Source organism: Labrys methylaminiphilus subsp. lupini, assembly GCF_051161885.1.
GTDB lineage: Bacteria > Pseudomonadota > Alphaproteobacteria > Rhizobiales > Labraceae > Labrys.
Genome location: NZ_JBMDIH010000001.1, coordinates 4,478,107 through 4,496,746 on the forward strand (window position 1 = coordinate 4,478,107; position 18,640 = coordinate 4,496,746).

Sequence of the window (18,640 nt, forward strand, 5' to 3'; positions counted from 1 at the left end):
TGAAATTTCGTTCGCTCGACGCGAATCGCGTCCAAGCTCCCTTACAGCATGATACGGATCGAGCCCAAGCGTACGCCCGCTCCAGGTCTTGTTGATGCTCTACAATGCCTTGTTTGACACGTTACTATGGTCCCGACAGACCGTGAGACACGAATGCCTCAAGGGTGCCAAACCGAAACAAGCCCGTCAAGCGCAGCCGGCGGCGTATCTGGTGCCGTCCGGATGGCATCGCCCAGGCTGGTGATGCCGAGGCTGTCGGCAAGCCAGGCCAGTCCCGTGCGCGCAAAGGGGAAGGAGGAGGTGGTGGAAGGCTTGTCCCAGTCTTCGACCGGCAGCGCCTTCATGCGCGGCTTGTCCTTGCTCAGCCAGGCGATCGCGGTGGTCTCGTCGCCCATCTCGTCGATGAGCTTGAGATCGAGTGCCTGCTTGCCGGTGAAGACGCGCCCGTCGGCGACGGCGGCAAGGCCGGCATCATCAAATTTGCGCCGATCCTTCACCAGGTCCTTGAACCAGCCATAGGTGTCGTTGACGATGGAGGCGAGTGCTGCCCGCGCCTCCGGGCTGGTCGGCGTGAACCCGTCCGGCGACGCCTTCAACGGGGAGGATTTCACCGCTTCGACGCTGACACCGAGGGTATCGAGCAGCTTGGAGACATTGGGATATTGCACCAGTACGCCGATCGAGCCGACCAGAGAGGACCGCCGGGCCACGATGTGATCTGTGCCGACGGCGGCCATATAGGCGGCGGACGCCCCGAGCCCGTCGATGAAGGCGATCGTCGGCTTGCTGGCCGAGAGCTTGCGCAGGCCGTCATAGAGCGCCTCGCCGCCGGAGGTCGTACCGCCGGGGGAGTTGATCCGCACGATCACCGCCTCGGCCTGGGACGCCGCAATCTGATCGAACAGCTTCAGATTGGCGGTCTGGTCCCCCACGAAGCCGTCGAGCTTGATGCGGGCGATATGCGGGCTGCGATGCTGCAGGGCGCCGGTGCCGACAATGGCGAGATAGGCCACCACCAAGGCGACAGCCAGAAACAGGAAGGCCAGCACGCGCCAGACGGAAAGCTTGCGGCGCAGAACGCGCCTGTCGACCAGGAGATCGGTCTCTAGGGACATGGGGGAATACCCTTGGGGAAATTGGCGCGAAACCTAGCCGAGCGACGAGGCCGCGGCAAGGCGGGCGATATGGGGGCGGTCTTCGGACCCGCCTGGAATCGCAGCGCTCGTTGGAGAGGCAGGGGTGTCCGAAGACCCGCCCCCAAAACCAGTCACACCAGCATGACGAATTTGAGATCCGGCCGCGTCGTCGGATTGAGGGTGATCTGCTGGAATTCGAGCGCGCCGCGCGCGGGATGATTGAAACGCCGCAGCCCGCCTTCGCGGCCGATCACGCTATGGATCGGCCAGGCCTGCGCGAAGAAGGGGCTCCGCGTCACAAGCCCGCCGACGAGTGCCTGCATCGCCTCCTCCTCGATGTGATGGCCGTAATCGATGCGGAACTCGGCGATCACCCGACGAGCCCGTCCCTCCCAGTCCTCGATCAGCTCCCGCGCGGCCGGGCTGAGGAAAATATAGGCGAGGAGGTTGCGGTCATTGTCGCCGTCGAGCCAGCCGCTGAAGAGTTCCGCCGCCTGGGCATTCCAGCCCAGTGCGTTCCAGAGGTGGTCGAGCAGATAGGCCGGGCCGGCGATGGTATCGAGGGCGGTGAGCAGGGCCGGCGGTGCTGCCGGCTCGGATTCGGTGCTGGCCTGCGGATCGCGCTTGCCGGCGAGATCGAACAGATAGGCGCGCTCGGCCTGCGAAAAGTTCAGGACATTGGCAAGCCGCCCCAGCGCATGGGCGGACAGGGATATGTCCCGCCCCTGCTCCAGCCAGGTGTACCAGGTGGTCGAAAGGCCGGCGAGCTGGGCCACTTCCTCGCGGCGCAGGCCCGGCGTTCGCCGCCGCGCCCCGCCCTGCAGGCCGAAAAGATCGGGCGTGAGCCGCGCCCGCTGAGACCGCAGGAATTCGCCGAGCTGCTGGCGGCGCGCCTGATCCGACTCCGCTGTCATGGCAACTTTCATACCAGGATAAAAAAGGATCTGGTACCAGTGTAAATCAGAAACTAGAGACGTTCCAGTCTGCTCTCGGGGGAGTGGGCGAGCCTCAATACAGGCACCGCCCGCCCTGTATCAGGCGATCGAATCACAAACGCTTCAGCCGCGTGTTCAGCCTTATGGAGTAAGAACCATGGCCCGATCGGCCACCCTGGAAAACCTGGTCACCAGCCAATTCGGCTCCCAGGCAGCCGCCTACGTCGCCAGCTCCGTCCATGCCAAGGGCGAGGATCTCGCTCTGGTGGCCGAAGCGATCGCGGCACGGCATCCCTCTCACGTGCTGGATCTGGGCTGCGGCGGCGGGCATGTCAGCTTTGCGGCCGCGCCGGTCGCGGCTCAGGTGGTCGCCTACGATCTCTCGTCGGAAATGCTGGCGGCCGTCGCCGAGGAAGCCGCCAGGCGCGGCCTTGCCAATATCGCCACCCGCCAGGGCTCGGTCGAGCAGTTGCCCTTTGCCGAAGCCAGCTTCGACATGGTGCTCAGCCGTTATTCGGCCCATCACTGGGGCGACGTGGCCGCAGCCTTGCAGGAAGCCTTCCGTGTCCTGCGCCCAGGCGGCACGCTGGTGATCGCCGATGCCATCGCCCCGGCGCGGGCCGTCTGTGACACCTTCCTGCAGGCCTTCGAGATGCTGCGCGACCCCTCGCATGTCCGCGATTATTCGATCCGCGAATGGCAGGCCATGCTCGCCGCCGCCGGCTTCACCTTGGGTACGACGACGCCGGGGCGACAGCCGCTCGAATTTACCTCCTGGATCACGCGCATGCGTACGCCGCCGGTCTTCGTCGAGGCCATCCGTGCCCTGCAGGCTGCGATGTCGGAGGAGGTGCGCCAGCACTTCGCAGTCGAGGCCGACGGGTCCTTCGTCCTCGACAATGCGGTCTTCGTGGCGCAGCGCTAGGTTTTCCGCCCTGTCAGCCGGCGCTCGCCCGTTCCTGCGGTATCGGCCTCATCGCCGATACCGCAGGTCTTTATTGAAACACCGTCGTATCAAAACCCACCTCCCCCTTTCCCATGCGAATCTGTAAGCTGGGAAGCTGGAAGGCCGAACACATCTGCGGCCTGACGGAGGGGATGCCATGGCCCTGCTGACCGGCGGCTGCGCATGCGGGGCGATCCGCTACGAAGCGCAGGCAGTGCCCTTCGATGCCGGCTGGTGCCATTGCCGCATCTGCCAGCGCATTTCGGGAGCGCCCGCCCAGCCCTGGGCGCTCTTTGCCGTCGAGACCTTTGGCTATGTGAAGGGCGAGCCGCGCGTCTATCACTCTTCCAGTTTCGGGGAGCGCCGCTTCTGCGGCGACTGCGGCGCCTCGATCGAATTCCGGCTGCGCGAGTCTGCGTCCGAGATCAGCATCAATATCGGCACGCTCGACGACCCCTCGCTGGTGCCGCCCCGCAAGCATATCTGGACCCGCAGCCAGGTTTCCTGGTTCGCGACGGCCGATGACCTGCCGACATTCTTGGAATATGAGCCGGAAAAGGACGGCTAGGAGCCGTTAGTTGGCTGCTGCGCCATTGCCGCGCCCCCCTCTCCTGTGATATTGCGGCGCAAAATCCGACAGACGATCCCCTTTTTGGCGCGGCCCGATGCCATCGGCTCAAGCATTTTTGCGATTTGGTGGAACGTCGGGAATCGCACAATCGCTCTCGCCAATCCATCGGATTGGCTTGGAAACAACGAGTTGGGGCAGAAGAGCGTTTCCGTCTGAACGCACTTCGCCTTAGCCAGGAACCCGGTTTAACCTATGCAACTTCGCAATATCGCCATCATCGCCCACGTCGACCATGGCAAGACCACGCTGGTCGACCAGCTGCTGCGGCAGTCCGGCGCCTTCCGCGACAATCAGCGCGTGGCCGAGCGCGTGATGGACTCGAACGATCTCGAGAAGGAGCGCGGCATCACCATCCTGGCCAAGGCTACCTCGGTGGTGTGGAAGGATACCCGCGTCAACATCGTCGACACCCCCGGCCACGCCGATTTCGGCGGCGAGGTCGAGCGCATCCTCAACATGGTCGATGGCGCCATCGTGCTGGTCGACGCCGCCGAAGGGCCGATGCCGCAGACCAAGTTCGTGGTGGCCAAGGCCCTCAAGATCGGCCTCAAGCCGATCGTCGCCATCAACAAGGTCGACAAGCCCGACGCCCGCACCACCGAGGTGATCAACGAGGTGTTCGACCTCTTCGCCGCCCTCGACGCCACCGATGAGCAGCTCGACTTCCCGATCCTCTACGGTTCGGGCAAGCAGGGCTGGATGGGGACCTCCCCCGAGGCTTCGCATGACGACGGCATGGCACCGCTGTTCGACCTCGTGCTCAAGCATGTCGCGCAGCCCACCGTCGAGCCCGGTCCCTTCCGCATGCTCGCCACCATCCTGGAAGCCAACCCCTATCTCGGCCGCGTCCTCACTGGCCGCATCTCCTCGGGCACGCTGAAGCCGAACATGGCGATCAAGGCGCTTTCGCATGACGGCAAGGTGATCGAGCAGGGCCGCGTCTCCAAGGTGCTTGCCTTCCGCGGCATCGAACGCCAGCCGGTCGAGGAAGCCGAGGCGGGCGACATCGTCGCCATCGCCGGCCTGACCCAGGGCACCGTCGCCGACACCTTCTGCGCGCTCGAAGTCACCGACCCGATCATCGCCCAGCCGATCGACCCGCCGACCGTGTCGATGACCTTCACCGTCAACGATTCCCCGCTCGCCGGCACCGAGGGCGACAAGGTGACCAGCCGCGTCATCCGCGACCGCCTGCTCAAGGAAGCTGAGGGCAATGTCGCGCTGAAGATCGAGGAATCGGTCGACAAGGACTCGTTCATCGTCTCCGGCCGCGGCGAACTCCAGCTCGCCATCCTGATCGAGGTGATGCGCCGCGAGGGCTTCGAACTCGGCGTCTCCCGCCCGCGCGTGGTCTTCCAGAAGGACGAGACCACCGGCGAAGTCCTGGAGCCGATCGAAGAAGTGGTGATCGACGTCGACGAGGAATTCTCCGGCGCCGTGGTGCAGAAGATGTCGGAGCGCAAGGCCGACATGATCGAAATGCGCCCCTCCGGCGGCAACCGCCAGCGCCTGGTCTTCCACGCCCCGACCCGGGGCCTGATCGGCTATCAGAACGAGTTGCTCACCGACACCCGCGGCACCGCCGTGCTGAACCGCCTGTTCCATGCCTATGCCCCCTTCAAGGGCGAGGTGGCCGGCCGCCGCAACGGCGTGCTGATCTCCACCGACGCCGGCGAGGCCGTGGCCTATGCGCTGTGGAACCTGGAAGACCGCGGCCCGATGATGATCGAGCCCGGCTGGAAGGTCTATCAGGGCATGATCGTGGGCGAGCATAATCGCGAGAACGATCTGGAAGTGAACGTGCTCAAGGGCAAGAAGCTCACCAACGTCCGGGCCTCCGGCAAGGACGAAGCCGTGCGCCTGACGCCACCGATCCGGATGACGCTGGAAAAGTCGATCGCCTGGATCCAGGACGACGAACTCCTGGAGGTCACGCCGAAGTCGATCCGCCTGCGCAAGGCCATCCTCGATCCCAACGAGCGCAAGAAAGCCGATCGCGCCCGCGACGCGGCTGCGTAAGAGCCGCCAAACGATCTCTGAAGAGGGCCGGTCTCAGCACCGGCCTTCTTGTTTTTGAAGACGGTGCGGCGTGGCAGCCGGCTGGGACCGCGGACGCTTCCTGCAGAAAAAACCGCCGACCCTAGGGCCGGCGGTGCAATGAGGTCTCTCGCGGATCAAGTTCGTGCCGCGTCAACGGCATGGGGTGAAAGCTCACAGGTCCTTTTGTCGAGATTGTGGCCTCTCACGCAACATATCCCCGCTATTCACAGCCTCACGCCACCGGGGTCCAGATTACCTGGTCGATGCGGCTTGCGCCCGTCGCCAGCATGGCAAGCCGGTCGAAGCCAAGGGCAATGCCGCTGGCCTCAGGCATGATGGCAAGCGCAGCGAGGAAATCCTCGTCGATCGGATAGCGCTCGCCATAGATACGCTCTTTCTCGTCCATCTCCGCCTGGAAGCGGCGGCGCTGCTCCTCGGCATCGGTCAGCTCGCCGAAGGCATTGGCGAGCTCGACGCCGCAGGCATAGAGCTCGAAGCGCTCGGCCACGCGCGGATCATCGGCGGTGCGGCGGGCCAGCGCCGCCTCCACGCTTGGATATTCGTGGAGGATGGTGGCGCGTCCCAGGCCGAGATAGGGCTCGATCTTCTGCACCAGCACGCCGGAATAGATGTCGGACCAGGTATCATCGGCGGCAACCCGCAGGCCGGCCCGAACAGTGGCGTCGGCCAAAGCGTCACGGTCGCTGCTGCCGTCCTTGTCGAGCGTCGCCAGGAGATCGATGCCGGCAAAGCGCTCGAAGGCCTCGGCGACGCTGAGCTTCTCGGGTTCGGCGAAGGGGTCCGTCTCCACGCCGCGATAGCTGAAGCGCTTGAGGCCGCCCGTTTCGGCGGCAAGGGCCAGCAGCCTGGCGCAATCGTCCATCAGCTTCCGATAGGGTTCGCCGCTGCGATACCATTCCAGCATGGTGAATTCGGGCGAATGGGTGCCGGTCCGCTCGCGGTTGCGGAAGACCTTGGCGAAGGTGAACAGGCGCTCCTCCCCCGCCGCCAGCAGCTTCTTGCAGGCGAATTCCGGCGAGGTGTGCAGATAAAGCCGGCGTACCGAAAGATCGGCATCGATCAGATCGGTGGCGAAGGCATGCAGATGCGCCTCGTTGCCGGGGGAGACCTGCAGGATTGAAGTGTCGACCTCGGTGAAGTCCTCCGCCGTGAAGAAACCGCGCAGCGCCGTCATCAGCCGGTTACGCCCGATCAGGAAGGACCGGCGATCCTGATGGGCCGATGGCTGCCACCAGGGGGTAGGATCGGAATACATGGCGGATCCTTTGAGATGAATTGCCTCGCCCCTACGCCAGCCGCGGCAAAACCGCAATCCGGGTTATGATGGCGGCTCAAACCTGATTCGAGCATGATATCGCTGTTTCGACGCAATCCGACGCCCCAACCCGAGCAGATCACCGTCAGGATCGGGGCGACAACCTATCCGGTTGCAGTCAGGCGGCTGGTTTCGGCGCGCCGCTACACGCTCCGGGTGCGTACGGCGCAGCGCGACATCGTGCTCTCCATGCCGGCGCGTGGCAGCCTGATCACCGCCAAGGCCTTCGCCGACAAGCATGCCGGCTGGATCGCCCTGAAGCTGGCCAAGCTCGCCCAGGATGTCAGCTTCGCCGACGGCGCCATGGTGCCCATCCGCGACGTGCCGCACCGCATCGAGCATCGCGAGGGCCGTGGTACCGCAAAGATCGAGGCAGGCACGCCGCCCCTCCTCGTCGTGCATGGCGATATCAAGCATTTGCCGCGCCGCCTCACCGACTGGCTGAAGAAACAGGCTCTGCGCGAGGTGCAGGCGGCCGTCGAGCGCCATACCGCGGCGCTCGGCGTCAAGCACGGCCCGATCAGCGTCAAGGACACCACCAGCCGTTGGGGTTCCTGCTCCTCGACCGGGGCGTTGGCCTTCTCCTGGCGCCTGATCCTGGCGCCGCCCTTCGTGCTCGACTATCTCGCTGCGCACGAGGTTTCGCATCTGAAGGAAATGAACCACTCGCCCCGCTTCTGGCGCCTGTGCCACCAGCTCTGTCCCCGTACCGAGGAAGCCCGGGCCTGGCTGAAGTCGCATGGTGCCGGGCTGCACCGCTACGGGTGAGCGGAGATGCCGGAGAAAGCGGAGGACGCCCAAAGAAACCGCTCGAACTTGCGCCGGCTCGTGCATGAGCAGGATCGCGTCTTCAAGCGAGATGGGACCAACAGACTGCCAATTGTCGCCATCGAAGATTTCTTTACAGCAGGAATCACACGTCACGCCGTCCCCAGTCGGGCCATTCTCACCTTCGGCATAGAGGCCTTTCGCGATCGCCTCATGGATGTCCGCGGTCGTGATGACGTGGCAGACGTTGCCATCCAGATCTGGGGATTTGGCGAAGAAGAAGACTGGCCGACTCTCGGCTATATTTTCATTGCAACGTCTCAGCCGCGTTCCACCGTGACAACCTGGTTGGAGGGCATCCAACCCGATGCGATCCTCAGGGCCGGCGGAGTGGATAAGCCTTTCGTCCGAGCGCAAATCATTCGCGCAGAGGCCATTCGGACCAGGCCCGGATATGAGGTCCATGCGCTGTTCTATGAAAGGGACAGCGAAGAAGACGTTTAGGTGCCGCCTGTCTCTCACCGGCTCTATGGCAAATAGAACACCCGCTTCAGCGGCACCTGCACCGGGGAACTGTCCGGATTGGTGGCCATGATGTCGCCCATGAACGCCCACCAGCGCTTCATCACCGCCTCGTCGGGCAATCGGTCGAGCTTGTGGTCGTCGCTGCGGGTGAGGATGGCGAAGAGATGATGGTCCTCCGGGTCAAGCCAGATCGTGTAGTCAGAGATGCCGACCTGCCTCAGTAGCATCACCAGCTCGGGAAAGATCTCGTCATGGCGCTTTTCATATTCGGCGGCCTGGCCGGGGTTCAGGTTCATGCGAAAAGCGATGCGGTCCGGCATGGAGCGTTTCCTTGCGACGTTTGCTTGCGACGTTTCCTTGGGGTGTTCTCTCGAAGGCAATTCCGGTTATGCCGGAGATCCGCGATCAGCGCTTGTCGGGCCGGCTAGCGGCGTCCCGAGCGGCCATCTCGCCGCCGATCACCTCCTGCGCCTGGCTGGAGGTGTCACGTACATGTTCGAGATGCCGGCGATAGGCAGCCACCGCCGCCGCGGCATCGCGGGCCATCACGGCCTCGGCGATCTCGACATGCTGGGCTACGCTGATCTCGATCACACCGGGCAGGGCGCTGGCGACGCGGCGCACGTCGAGCCCGACATCGTAGAGCCCTTCCGCCATCGCAGCGAGCAGGCGGCTGTGGCCGCCGCCATAGAGGGCCCGGTGCAACTCGATGTCGAGCAGGCGGAAGGCAACCGGATCCTCGTGGAAGGCGCGGCCGTCGACGGCCAATTCGAGGATGCGTGCCCGCGTCTCCTCATCAGCCCGTTCGGCGCAGAGACGCACCAGTTCGAGTTCGACCACCACCCGCGCCTCGAAATGCTCGCGCACGTCGTAGTCGGCGAAGGAGAGCATGGTCGAGAACGGCGCCACCAGGCGGCTCGGCGACAGGTCGGTGACGCTATAGCGTCCGCCCTGGCGGCTTTCGAGCACGCCCATCAGGGTCAGCGCCTTGAGTGCTTCTCGCAAGGGCGGGCGCGAAATGCCGAAGGCAATGCCCATCTGCTGCTCGGTCGGCAGGCGGTCGCCGGATCGAAGATTGCCCGACTTGATCATGCCCATGATGCGGGTGGCGACCTGCTCGGCGATCGGACGCCGCTCCAGCGCGCCGCCGCCGAATGGTTCGGAGACGGCCTCGCCGGCATCCAGGGCCGCCAGATCGCTGAAATCGGGGTCTTTGATCAGCTTGCTCACAGGACTGCCTTACTGCCTCACAGGCCCTGAGCAAAGCGCGTTTTGACGAAAACGCACTTTTGCTCCGGCTCTTCGTTTCCACGCGTCTTTGCGATTCTTGGTGAGTCCGTCAAATCGCAAAACGCTACAGGCGGTAGAAGGAATTCGCGTTATCCCGGTAGAACTTGCGCAGATCGACTTCAGAAAAACCCGCCGTGGCACGATCGAGCGTCTCGACCCAGCGCGTCATGCTGGTGGCCTGCAGGCAGATCGGCCAGTCCATGGCAAAGAGGGTGCGGTCGATGCCGAAGCTCTCGAAGGTGGCGTCGATGTAAGGCCTGAGGTCCGTATCGGTCCAGGTCGTGAGGTCAGCCTCCACCGGCAGGTCGGAGAGCTTGATGAAAAGGTTGGGGCAGCGCGCCAATTCCTTCACGTCGTCGCGAAACTGCGCGATGGCGCCTTCCTTGACGCCGGGTTTGCCGCAATGATCCAGGATCATCGGCACATGCGGGATGCGCTTCACGAAGTCCCGCACGATGTCCATCTGGTGGTGATGGACGTTGATCTCGAAATGGTAGCCGAATTTTTCGAGGAGATTGACGCCTTCGACGAAGTTGTCCGACAGGGTCAGGGCACGCGGATCGGCGTCGAACTCGACAATGCGGCGGATGCCTCGCACCATGGGGTGCTTGTCCTTCATCTCAGCCAGGATCGGCTCTGCCCGCCGGCCCCATTCCAGCGGCGCCATCGGCACGATCGCCCTGAGGCCGGGATCGCGCCGGGCCTCCTCCTCGACGAAGCGGATCTCGTCGAGATATTGGCCGCCGCCTTCCCAGAAATCGGCATAGCATTCAAGGAAGACCATGGCCTCGACTTCGACCGAGCCGAGATCGCGCCTGTAGTCCTCGACATGGTAGTTCCTGGAAAACAGCGGGCTGCCTTCGAAAGCCGAATATTTCAGCTTCGTATGATCCCAGACGTGAAGATGCGTGTCGATGATGGGAAAATCGGGCATGGCATCCTCAACGTGAGCGCGAAGTCGCATCCGGCATTTCTGCATCGATGCCGGCCTTGGCCAAACACAGCTTACTTAAGGAAGAAACACCCCGATTTGTCATAGCCGGGCTTGACCCGGCCATCCGGAAGCCCGCTCCCGTAACGGGCTTGGAGCTGGATTGCCGGATCAAGCCCGGCAATGACAAAGGTCGTGGAAACTCGAAGGCGCTTAAGTAAACCGCATTGGGTCTTACAGCCATTCTCCGTCAGTCAGTAAAAACTTGTCAAACTAATTTTTGTCTGACAACTTATTCGCAAACACGGCCGAACCGGCCGAAACCGCAAAACCAGAAATGCCCGGGAGAGCCTGCATGCCCAAGGAGTTCGAGCGCCGCCGCGTCGGCCAGACGGCGATGACCGTTCCAACCTTCGGCTATGGCGCGGCACATCTCGGCGAGCTCTACAGCCTAGTGACCGAAGCCGATGCCATCGCCACCATCGACGCCGCCTGGGATGCGGGCGTGCGCCTGTTCGATACCGCGCCCTGGTATGGCCTCGGTCTCTCCGAACATCGCCTCGGCTACGGCCTCAGGCATCGGCCGCGCCAGGAATACCAACTGATCACCAAGGTCGGGCGCATCCTAGAACGCCCCTTCGATCCCACCACCTTCAAATCGGAGATGTGGCTCGGCGGCCTGCCTTTCCAGCACCGCTACGACTACAGCTATGATGGCATCATGCGCTCCTACGAGCAGTCGATGATGCGGCTGGGCCTCAACACCATCGACGCCCTGGTCATCCACGACCTCGACGCCGCCTATCAGGGCCCCGATTTCGGCTATCGCAAGAAGGACCTGGTCTATTCCGGCATCAAGGCGCTGGAGGAATTGAAGAAGCGCGGCGAGATCAAGGCTATCGGCATGGGCATCAACACCGCCGACGCCCTGGAAACCGTAGCTCCGCTGGTCGATCTCGACTTCGTGCTGGTGGCGATGCCCTACACCCTGATCGACCAGGGCTGCCTGCATACCGGCATGGCCGAATGCGTGAAGCGCAAGGTCAGCGTCGTCATCGGCTCCCCCTTCGCCTCGGGTATCCTGGTCACCGGTTCCGGCGGCAGCGCCAACTACAACTACAGCAAGGCGCCAGAGGCCGTGCAGGCCAAGGTGCGTGGCATCGAGGCGGTCTGCAAGGCCCTTGGCGTCGCCCTGCCGGCGGCGGCGCTGCAATTCGTGCTGGCCCACCCTGCCGTTGTCTCGGAAATCCCGGGCGCCGTGAAGCCGAGCGAGATGGTGGAGAACGTCGCCTCGCATCACGCCCCGATCCCTCCCGGCTTCTGGTCGGACCTCAAGACGGAAGGCCTGATCGACAAGGACGCGCCCACGCCATGAACCATGCGGGCAAACCTGCAATGGAGCTGCCGATCCTGATCTCGGCCCGCGGCATCTCCAAGCAGTTTGCCGGCGTGGAAGTATTGCGCGACGTCGACCTCGACCTCCGTGCCGGCGAAATCCACGCCTTGCTCGGCGAGAACGGGGCGGGCAAATCGACCTTCGCCAAGATCATCGCCGGCGTCCATCGGCCCAGCCGCGGTTCGCTCACCCTGAACGGGACGCCCGTCGAGGTGTCGACGCCCCTGATCGCCCAGAAGCTCGGCATCACCCTGATCCATCAGGAGCCGATCTCCTTTCCCGATCTCTCCGTCGCCGAAAATCTCGTGCTCGGCCGCCATCAAGGCCCGGCACTCGGGCGGGTGCGCTGGAGCGAACTCCGGCGCGAAGCGGAGGGCCTGATGGCCCGGCTCGGCATCGCCATCGATGTCGCCAAGCCGATGCGCGGTCTTTCCATCGCCGACCAGCAGATGGTGGAGATCGCCCGCGCTCTCGCCAGCGACAGCCGCCTGATTATCATGGACGAGCCCACAGCCCCGCTGACGCCCAGGGAGGTCGAAACCCTGTTCGGCATCGCCCGCCAGCTCCGGCAGGAAGGCCGCACCATCATCTTCATCAGCCACCGGCTCGAGGAAGTGCGGGCGCTGTGCGACCGCGTCACCATCTTCCGGGACGGCAGCAAGATCGCCACCGAAGAGACCGCCAAGCTCTCCGACGCCGACATCATCCGCCTGATGATCGGCCGGGAGGTGAAGGGCTACATTCCCCAGCACAAGTCCGAGATCGGGGCGGTTGCATTGGCAGTGCGGGGCCTGAGCCTGCCCGGCAAGTTCGAGGATATCAGCTTCGAGGTGCGCAAGGGCGAGATCGTTGGCCTCGGCGGCCTGGTCGGTGCCGGCCGCACCGATGTCGCCCGCGCGCTGTTCGGCGTGGTTCCCGCCGCCAGCGGCAGCATCGCGGTTGACGGGAAGACCGTCACCATCCGCGAGCCGGCGGATGCGGTGGCCCATGGCCTCGCCTTCGTGCCGGAGGACCGGGCGGTCGCCGGCATCTTTCGCACCCTGCCGGTCGAGCAGAACATCACCGCGGCCGTGCCGGGCAGGATCGCTCCGGGCGGCGTGATCCGTCGCGCCCTCGAGCGTTCGATCGCCCGGGAACAGGTGCGCCGATTGCGCATACGCCTCGCCAGCCAGCGCCAGCCCATCGGCGAGCTTTCGGGCGGCAACCAGCAAAAGGCCATCCTGGCGCGCTGGCTGCTCACCGATCCGCACGTTCTCATCCTCGACGAACCGACGCGCGGCATCGATATCGGCGTCAAGGCAGAGTTCTACGAGATGATCGGCGAGTTGGCCGCCTCGGGCCGGGCCGTGCTGCTGATTTCTTCCGAACTGCCGGAACTCCTGGCGCTCAGTGACCGCGTGCTGGTGATGTCGGAGGGACGCCTTACCGCCAATCTCCCCCGCAGCGAGGCCACCGAGGAGAGCGTGATGCAGGCCGCCGTGCCGCGCCGCAAGTCGAGCCGGGATGGACTAGCCGCCGCATGAACATCGCTGAACTCTTCCGCCGCCGCGAAGCCGGCATCGTGGTGATGATCGCGCTCTTTGCCCTCATCGTCGGGTTGATCCAGCCGCGCTTCCTCTCCACCGAAACGCTACGCATCGTGCTGCTGGCCGTGCCCCTGATCATGGTGGCGGCGATGGGCGAGATGATGGTGCTGGTCGCCCGCCATGTCGACCTCTCCATCGGCTCGATCCTCGGCTTTTCCGCCATCGTCGCCGGCATGCTCTGGCGTGACCATCCAGACCTGCCTGTCCTGGTCGGCGTCATCGCCGCAATCGCCGTCGGCGCCCTGCTCGGCCTGGTCAACGGGCTGGTGGTGACGACCTTCAAGCTGCCGTCCATCATCGTGACGCTCGGCACGCTCAGCCTTTATCGCGGCCTGATCTTCTTCATCTCCGACGCCCGCCAGGTCGATCCGCAATATATTCCGCGAGGCCTGATCGAGCTCAGCCAGACGTCGCCGGTCTTCGGCATCCCCTGGATCATCCTGATCGCCTTTGCCGTGGCGATCGCAACCTATCTCTTCCTCGGCTATTCCAGGCTCGGGCGCCAGATCTATGCCATCGGCTCCAATCCGGTGGCGGCGCCGCTGCGCGGCATCCGCGCCGCGCCGATCACCGTGCTGGTCTTCGTGCTGTCCGGGGCGCTCGCCGGGCTCGCAGGCGTGATGTACGCCTCGCGCTTCGGCTATGTGAACCCCGGCATCACCGGCGTCGGCTTCGAATTCACGGTGATCGCGCCCGTGGTCATCGGCGGGGTATCGATCAATGGCGGCTCGGGCTCGGTCGCCGGCACCGTGCTCGGCGTGCTCCTGCTGGGCGCCGTCAGCGTGGCCCTGCCGATCCTCGGCGTGTCCGGCTTCTGGCAGCAGGCGATCTACGGCGCAGTGATCCTCGCCGCTTTGGTGATCGACCGCAGCGTCCGGCAGGGCGGCCTCAAGGGCCTCTTGGCGAGGGATGCGGCATGAACGATATCGACATCAGCCTCGACCGCGCGCCTTTCGGGGCAACGGTGCAGAATGTGGCGCAATTAGCCCTCTCCAGCGTAGCTGGGGAGGGGGGCCGAGCGCAGCGAGGTCGGGTGGGGTGTGGCGGGCGGTGCGCGGCAGAATTCCAGATTGCACGACCGTCGTGCCAGCCTTCTAAGAACATAGTGTTGCCCGCCACACCCCATCCGTCACGACTTCGTCGTGACACCTTCCCCACTTCGTGGAGAAGGCTGGTAGCGCCACACCCTGCTCGCCCGATCGAGATAGGCACCCTGATCGGATCCTGGGGAGCAGAGCCTCTGTGTCTCGGCCGGCAAAGGAGGCTCCCATGAGCCAGACCCCCGCCACTGCCGTCTCCCCGCAGGACGCCGCCAAGCCGCTGCCGCTCTGGCGTACGGTGCTGGTGCGGCCTGAGACCATGACCCTGGTGCTGTTGGCTGGCGCTATCGTTATCGCCTGCCTGCTCTCGCCCTTCTTCGCCTCGCTGACCTTCATCCTGGAAAGCGCCACCTACTACGCCGAATTCTCCATCATCGCCCTGGTGCTGACCCTGGTGATCATCGCCGGCGAAATCGACCTGTCTCCCGCCTCCACCATGGCCCTCACGGCCTGCCTGTTCGGCACCGCGTACCAGGCCGGCCTGCCGATCGGCTGGGCCATGGCGGCGAGCCTCGCTGCCGGCCTCGGCATGGGCGCCTTCAACGGCTTCATGGTGCTGTGGTTGCGCCTGCCCTCGCTGATGGTCACCATCGGCACGCTGATCATGTATCGCGGCCTCGCCCAGGTGCTGGCCGGCGACAGATCCATCGGCAAGTTCCCGGCCTGGTTCGTCGGCATCGACTATCGCACCCTCTTCGGCGTGCCCGTGCCGGTGCTGATCTTTGCCGCGGCCTCGCTGGTGCTGGCCTTCGTGCTCGGCGCCACCATTCTGGGCCGGCAGATCTACCAGATCGGCACCAGCGAGATCGCCGCGCGCCATGCCGGCATCAAGGTCAGGCGCATCAAGTTCGCCCTGTTCCTGGCGATGGGCCTCACCAGCGCACTCTGCGGCCTGCTGGCGGCCTCGCGGCTGGCCTCGGTGCGCTACGATCTCGCCACCGGCGGCGAGCTGCAGATGGTGCTGATCGTCATGCTCGGCGGCACCTACATCTTCGGCGGGCGCGGCACCATCGCCGGCACCTTCATCGCCTCCTGGCTCCTGGTGATCATCGCCACAGGCATGACGGTCGCCAACATCCCCGTGACCTACCAGCTCACGGGGATGGGCCTCCTTCTCATCATCTCCATCATCGCGACCAACACGATCTACGCCCGCAACCAGAGATAGCCGGGAGAAACCGGCCTGCGATCATCATCAGGAGGGAACCATGCTGAGGAAAACGCTTCTACTCGGGCTGTCGCTCGGGCTCGCTTTGACCGCCGCCGTCAATGCGCAGGCGGCTGACAAGGTCTCGATCGTCTATATTCCCAAGAACACCGGCAATCCCTATTTCGATTCACTGGTGAAGGGCTTCCAGGACGGTTGCGCCAAGGTCGGCTGCGATTTCGACATGCAGGCCCCGGCGACCGCCGAAGCCACCTCGCAGATCCCCTTCATCACCGCGCAGACCCAGCGCGGCGTCGGTGTGATCGCCATCTCCCCCAACAGCCCTGATGCCCTCAACCAGGTGCTCGACCGCGCCCGCTCGCGCGGCATCCTGGTGCTGGCTGTTAATGGCGACCTCGTCGGCAATCTCGACCATCGCGATGCCGGCATCCTGCCCGTCGACTTCACCAAGACCGGGCCGAGCCAGGTCGAGCTCCTCGGTTCGCAGATCAATTATGAAGGCGAGATCGCCATCCTCTCCGCCACCACCGACGCACCCGACCAGAACACCTGGATCGCGGCGATGAAGGAGAGCCTCGCCAGCAATCCCAAATATGCCAAGATGAAGCTGGTCACCGTGGCCTATGGCGACGACGATCCGCAGAAATCCACCACGGAGATGGAAGCGCTGATCCAGAAATACCCCAACCTCAAGGGCGTGATCTCGCCAACCACCGTAGGCGTCGCCGCGGCGGCGCAGGTGCTGCAGACCCAGGGCAAGGCCAAGCAGATCACGCTCACCGGCCTCGGCACGCCCAACCAGATGCGGCCCTTCATCAAGGACGGCACGCTCAAGGCCTTCCAGCTCTGGAGCCCCTACAATGAAGGCCTGCTTACCTCCTATTTCGCCGTGGGCGTCAAGAATGGCACCATCAAGAACGAGCCCGGCACCAAATTCGAGGTTCCCGGTCTCGGGCAGATCACCATCGGGGCCGATCACATCATCAACACCCAGGCCGAGCTGACGACCTTCGACGCCGGCAACATCGACCAGTTCAACTTCTGATTCCGACCCGGCGCGGGAACTCGCCCGCGCCGGCCTTCCCTCACCTCAGTTTCCCCGGACGTTTCCATGAACAGCTACGATTTTGCAGGACAGGCCGCCATCGTCACCGGAGGTGGCCAGGGCATCGGGCTGACGGTCGCCGAACGCATTCTGGCCAGCGGCGGCCACGTTTCGATCTGGGATCGGGATGCTTCCCTCCTGCAGGCCCTGGAGGCCAAATATGGCCGGGACGGCAAGGTCCAGGCCCTCAACGTCGATATCGGCGACCTCACCTCGGTGGAGGCCGGCGTCAAGCAGACCCTGGCGCGTTTCGGCCAGATCGACGTGCTCATCAACAATGCTGCGATCGTCGGTCCCAACGCCAACACCTGGGAATACCCGCCTGAGGCCTTCGCCGAGGTGGTGCATGTCGGGCTGGTCGGCACCTTCCACGTCTGCCATGCCGTGGTGCCGCACATGATCGCCCGCAATTACGGGCGCATCGTCAATCTGAGCTCGGTCGCCGGCAAGGAAGGCAATCCCGGCGCACCGGCCTATTCCGCCACCAAGGCCGGGGTGCTGGCCCTGACCAAGTCGCTGGGCAAGGAACTCGCCAAATACGACATTGCCGTCAATGCGGTAACGCCCGCCGTGGCCAAGACGACGATGGCGATGAGCCAGGATCCCGAATTCCTGAAGATGATCCTCTCCAAGATTCCGCGCGGACGCATGCTGGAGCTCGCCGAGGCGGCCGCGATGATCTGCTGGCTGGCCACCAAGGAGAATTCCTTCACCACGGGCGCGGTGTTCGATCTCTCGGGCGGCCGGGCAACCTATTGAGGCCGCTTCGAGCGATCACCACTCGAAGGCGTCGGTCGTCTCGCGCTTGCCCACCACCATCGCGTCGGCGACCAGATGGAAGGGAGCGGCATCCACCGCGCTCTCGCCACGATCGAGCAGGTCGGCGAAGCGGGCGTAGATGCCCTCATATTCGGCCATCGGCTCCGTCACGACCAGCGTTCCGTTCACGGCAAGCTTCGAACCGCCATCGCTGAGAGTGAGCCTGGTGCCGTCCTCCACGACGATCTCGATCGTCCAGGTCTGGTCTCCGGTCTGGCGCCAGTCGAACTCGGCCGTCAACGCCGCGCCGGGCTGGCCGGCATCGGAGGCGAAGGTAAGGTTGGCCGCGATCGGCGTATCGCGATTGGCGGGATAGGTCAGCGTCGCGGCCGTGACGAAGAAGGGCTCCGGCGCAATCTCGGTGAGGATCGACAGGGCGTTGATGCCGGGATCGAACACGCCAAAGCCGCCGGGCTGCCAGATCCATTCCTGCCCTGGATGCCAGCGGCGCACGTCCTCCTTCCAGGTGATGGCGAGGGATGCGATCTTCCGGTCGGCAAGATGTCTCTTCGCTTCCGCGACGCCGGCATTGTATTGCGAGTGCCAGGTGGCGAACAGCACGCAGCGCCGGGCAGCGGCCTGGCGCACGAGATCGGCCAGTTCGCTCACGGTCGGGGCGGGCGGCTTTTCCAGGAGCACGTTCATGCCGGCATTCAGCGCCTCCAGCGCCACCTGGTGGCGCACGGAAGGCGGGGTGCAGATCGCCACCGCGTCGAGATCCGGCAGGGCGGCATAGAGTTCGGCCGGCGCGCGGAAGGTCGGCACGCCGGGCTGCTCGATGCCGCGCTGGCTGACCAGGCCCGCCAACCGGAAGGCCGGGTTCTTGGCGATGACCGGCAGATGTTGGTCGACCGCGATCTTGCCGACGCCGATGATGGCGATGGAATGCTGGCTCATGCTATCTGCCTCTATTTGTCAGTCAATTAGA

At 64.5% G+C, this 18,640-nt stretch carries 18 protein-coding genes; 11 read left to right on the forward strand and 7 right to left on the reverse strand.

Annotation, left to right across the window (positions count from 1 at the left end):
- Positions 1 to 158: 158 nt before the first annotated feature.
- Both sppA and ACN6KF_RS21100 read right to left on the reverse strand, forming a co-directional pair.
- A complete protein-coding gene (sppA, locus tag ACN6KF_RS21095) occupies positions 159 to 1,115 on the reverse strand; it encodes a signal peptide peptidase SppA (protein ID WP_434958729.1) in 957 nt (318 codons plus the stop codon).
- Positions 1,116 to 1,267: 152 nt separating this feature from the next.
- Positions 1,268 to 2,050, reverse strand: coding sequence for a helix-turn-helix transcriptional regulator (locus ACN6KF_RS21100; protein ID WP_434958730.1), 783 nt, complete (start codon positions 2,048 to 2,050; stop codon positions 1,268 to 1,270).
- A gap of 178 nt (positions 2,051 to 2,228) precedes the next feature.
- Between ACN6KF_RS21100 and ACN6KF_RS21105 the strand changes: the two genes are divergently transcribed.
- From ACN6KF_RS21105 to typA, 3 genes are all read left to right on the forward strand, one after another.
- Positions 2,229 to 2,996, forward strand: coding sequence for a class I SAM-dependent methyltransferase (locus ACN6KF_RS21105; RefSeq protein ID WP_434958731.1), 768 nt, complete (start codon positions 2,229 to 2,231; stop codon positions 2,994 to 2,996).
- Positions 2,997 to 3,174: 178 nt separating this feature from the next.
- Entirely contained in the window at positions 3,175 to 3,585 is a 411-nt protein-coding gene (locus ACN6KF_RS21110; RefSeq protein ID WP_434958732.1) for a GFA family protein, read from the forward strand.
- Between the two features lie 255 nt (positions 3,586 to 3,840).
- Positions 3,841 to 5,667, forward strand: a complete 1,827-nt coding sequence (gene typA, locus ACN6KF_RS21115) for a translational GTPase TypA (protein ID WP_434958733.1) — start codon at positions 3,841 to 3,843, stop codon at positions 5,665 to 5,667.
- Positions 5,668 to 5,920: 253 nt separating this feature from the next.
- Here typA and epmA read toward each other — a convergent pair whose 3' ends face one another.
- Complete coding sequence (epmA, locus tag ACN6KF_RS21120; RefSeq protein WP_434958734.1) at positions 5,921 to 6,964, reverse strand: EF-P lysine aminoacylase EpmA; 1,044 nt, start codon at positions 6,962 to 6,964, stop codon at positions 5,921 to 5,923.
- A gap of 93 nt (positions 6,965 to 7,057) precedes the next feature.
- Here epmA and ACN6KF_RS21125 point away from each other — a divergent pair, with 93 nt between their 5' ends.
- Both ACN6KF_RS21125 and ACN6KF_RS21130 read left to right on the forward strand, forming a co-directional pair.
- Positions 7,058 to 7,792: a M48 family metallopeptidase gene (locus ACN6KF_RS21125; protein ID WP_434958735.1), complete on the forward strand. Its 735-nt coding sequence runs from the start codon at positions 7,058 to 7,060 to the stop codon at positions 7,790 to 7,792.
- Positions 7,793 to 7,798: 6 nt separating this feature from the next.
- Positions 7,799 to 8,296 (forward strand): hypothetical protein, encoded by a 498-nt coding sequence (locus ACN6KF_RS21130; RefSeq protein WP_434958736.1) that lies wholly within the window; start codon positions 7,799 to 7,801, stop codon positions 8,294 to 8,296.
- A 23-nt stretch (positions 8,297 to 8,319) separates the two neighbouring features.
- On the opposite strand, the gene rhaM is transcribed toward ACN6KF_RS21130, so the two are convergent.
- The 3 genes from rhaM to ACN6KF_RS21145 form a co-directional block, all read right to left on the reverse strand.
- The gene (gene rhaM, locus ACN6KF_RS21135) at positions 8,320 to 8,637 is read right to left on the reverse strand and encodes an L-rhamnose mutarotase (RefSeq protein ID WP_434958737.1); all 318 of its coding nucleotides are present in this window, start codon (positions 8,635 to 8,637) and stop codon (positions 8,320 to 8,322) included.
- Positions 8,638 to 8,722: 85 nt separating this feature from the next.
- The gene (locus ACN6KF_RS21140; RefSeq protein WP_434958738.1) at positions 8,723 to 9,547 is read right to left on the reverse strand and encodes a FadR/GntR family transcriptional regulator; all 825 of its coding nucleotides are present in this window, start codon (positions 9,545 to 9,547) and stop codon (positions 8,723 to 8,725) included.
- Positions 9,548 to 9,671: 124 nt separating this feature from the next.
- Positions 9,672 to 10,541: an amidohydrolase family protein gene (locus ACN6KF_RS21145; protein ID WP_434958739.1), complete on the reverse strand. Its 870-nt coding sequence runs from the start codon at positions 10,539 to 10,541 to the stop codon at positions 9,672 to 9,674.
- A 352-nt stretch (positions 10,542 to 10,893) separates the two neighbouring features.
- Between ACN6KF_RS21145 and ACN6KF_RS21150 the strand changes: the two genes are divergently transcribed.
- From ACN6KF_RS21150 to ACN6KF_RS21175, 6 genes are all read left to right on the forward strand, one after another.
- Positions 10,894 to 11,913: an aldo/keto reductase gene (locus ACN6KF_RS21150; RefSeq protein WP_434958740.1), complete on the forward strand. Its 1,020-nt coding sequence runs from the start codon at positions 10,894 to 10,896 to the stop codon at positions 11,911 to 11,913.
- A gap of 20 nt (positions 11,914 to 11,933) precedes the next feature.
- Complete coding sequence (locus tag ACN6KF_RS21155; RefSeq protein WP_434958741.1) at positions 11,934 to 13,457, forward strand: sugar ABC transporter ATP-binding protein; 1,524 nt, start codon at positions 11,934 to 11,936, stop codon at positions 13,455 to 13,457.
- Positions 13,454 to 14,440: an ABC transporter permease gene (locus ACN6KF_RS21160; RefSeq protein ID WP_434958742.1), complete on the forward strand. Its 987-nt coding sequence runs from the start codon at positions 13,454 to 13,456 to the stop codon at positions 14,438 to 14,440. The genes ACN6KF_RS21155 and ACN6KF_RS21160 overlap by 4 nt, the downstream gene beginning before the upstream one ends.
- Before the next feature lie 349 nt (positions 14,441 to 14,789).
- Positions 14,790 to 15,788: an ABC transporter permease gene (locus ACN6KF_RS21165; protein ID WP_434958743.1), complete on the forward strand. Its 999-nt coding sequence runs from the start codon at positions 14,790 to 14,792 to the stop codon at positions 15,786 to 15,788.
- Between the two features lie 40 nt (positions 15,789 to 15,828).
- Positions 15,829 to 16,833 carry a substrate-binding domain-containing protein gene (locus ACN6KF_RS21170; RefSeq protein WP_434958744.1) on the forward strand — a complete coding sequence of 335 codons (1,005 nt, stop codon included), beginning with the start codon at positions 15,829 to 15,831 and terminating at the stop codon, positions 16,831 to 16,833.
- A gap of 66 nt (positions 16,834 to 16,899) precedes the next feature.
- Positions 16,900 to 17,652, forward strand: coding sequence for an SDR family NAD(P)-dependent oxidoreductase (locus tag ACN6KF_RS21175; RefSeq protein ID WP_434958745.1), 753 nt, complete (start codon positions 16,900 to 16,902; stop codon positions 17,650 to 17,652).
- A 15-nt stretch (positions 17,653 to 17,667) separates the two neighbouring features.
- Here ACN6KF_RS21175 and ACN6KF_RS21180 read toward each other — a convergent pair whose 3' ends face one another.
- Positions 17,668 to 18,609, reverse strand: coding sequence for a Gfo/Idh/MocA family protein (locus tag ACN6KF_RS21180; RefSeq protein ID WP_434958746.1), 942 nt, complete (start codon positions 18,607 to 18,609; stop codon positions 17,668 to 17,670).
- Positions 18,610 to 18,640: the final 31 nt, after the last annotated feature.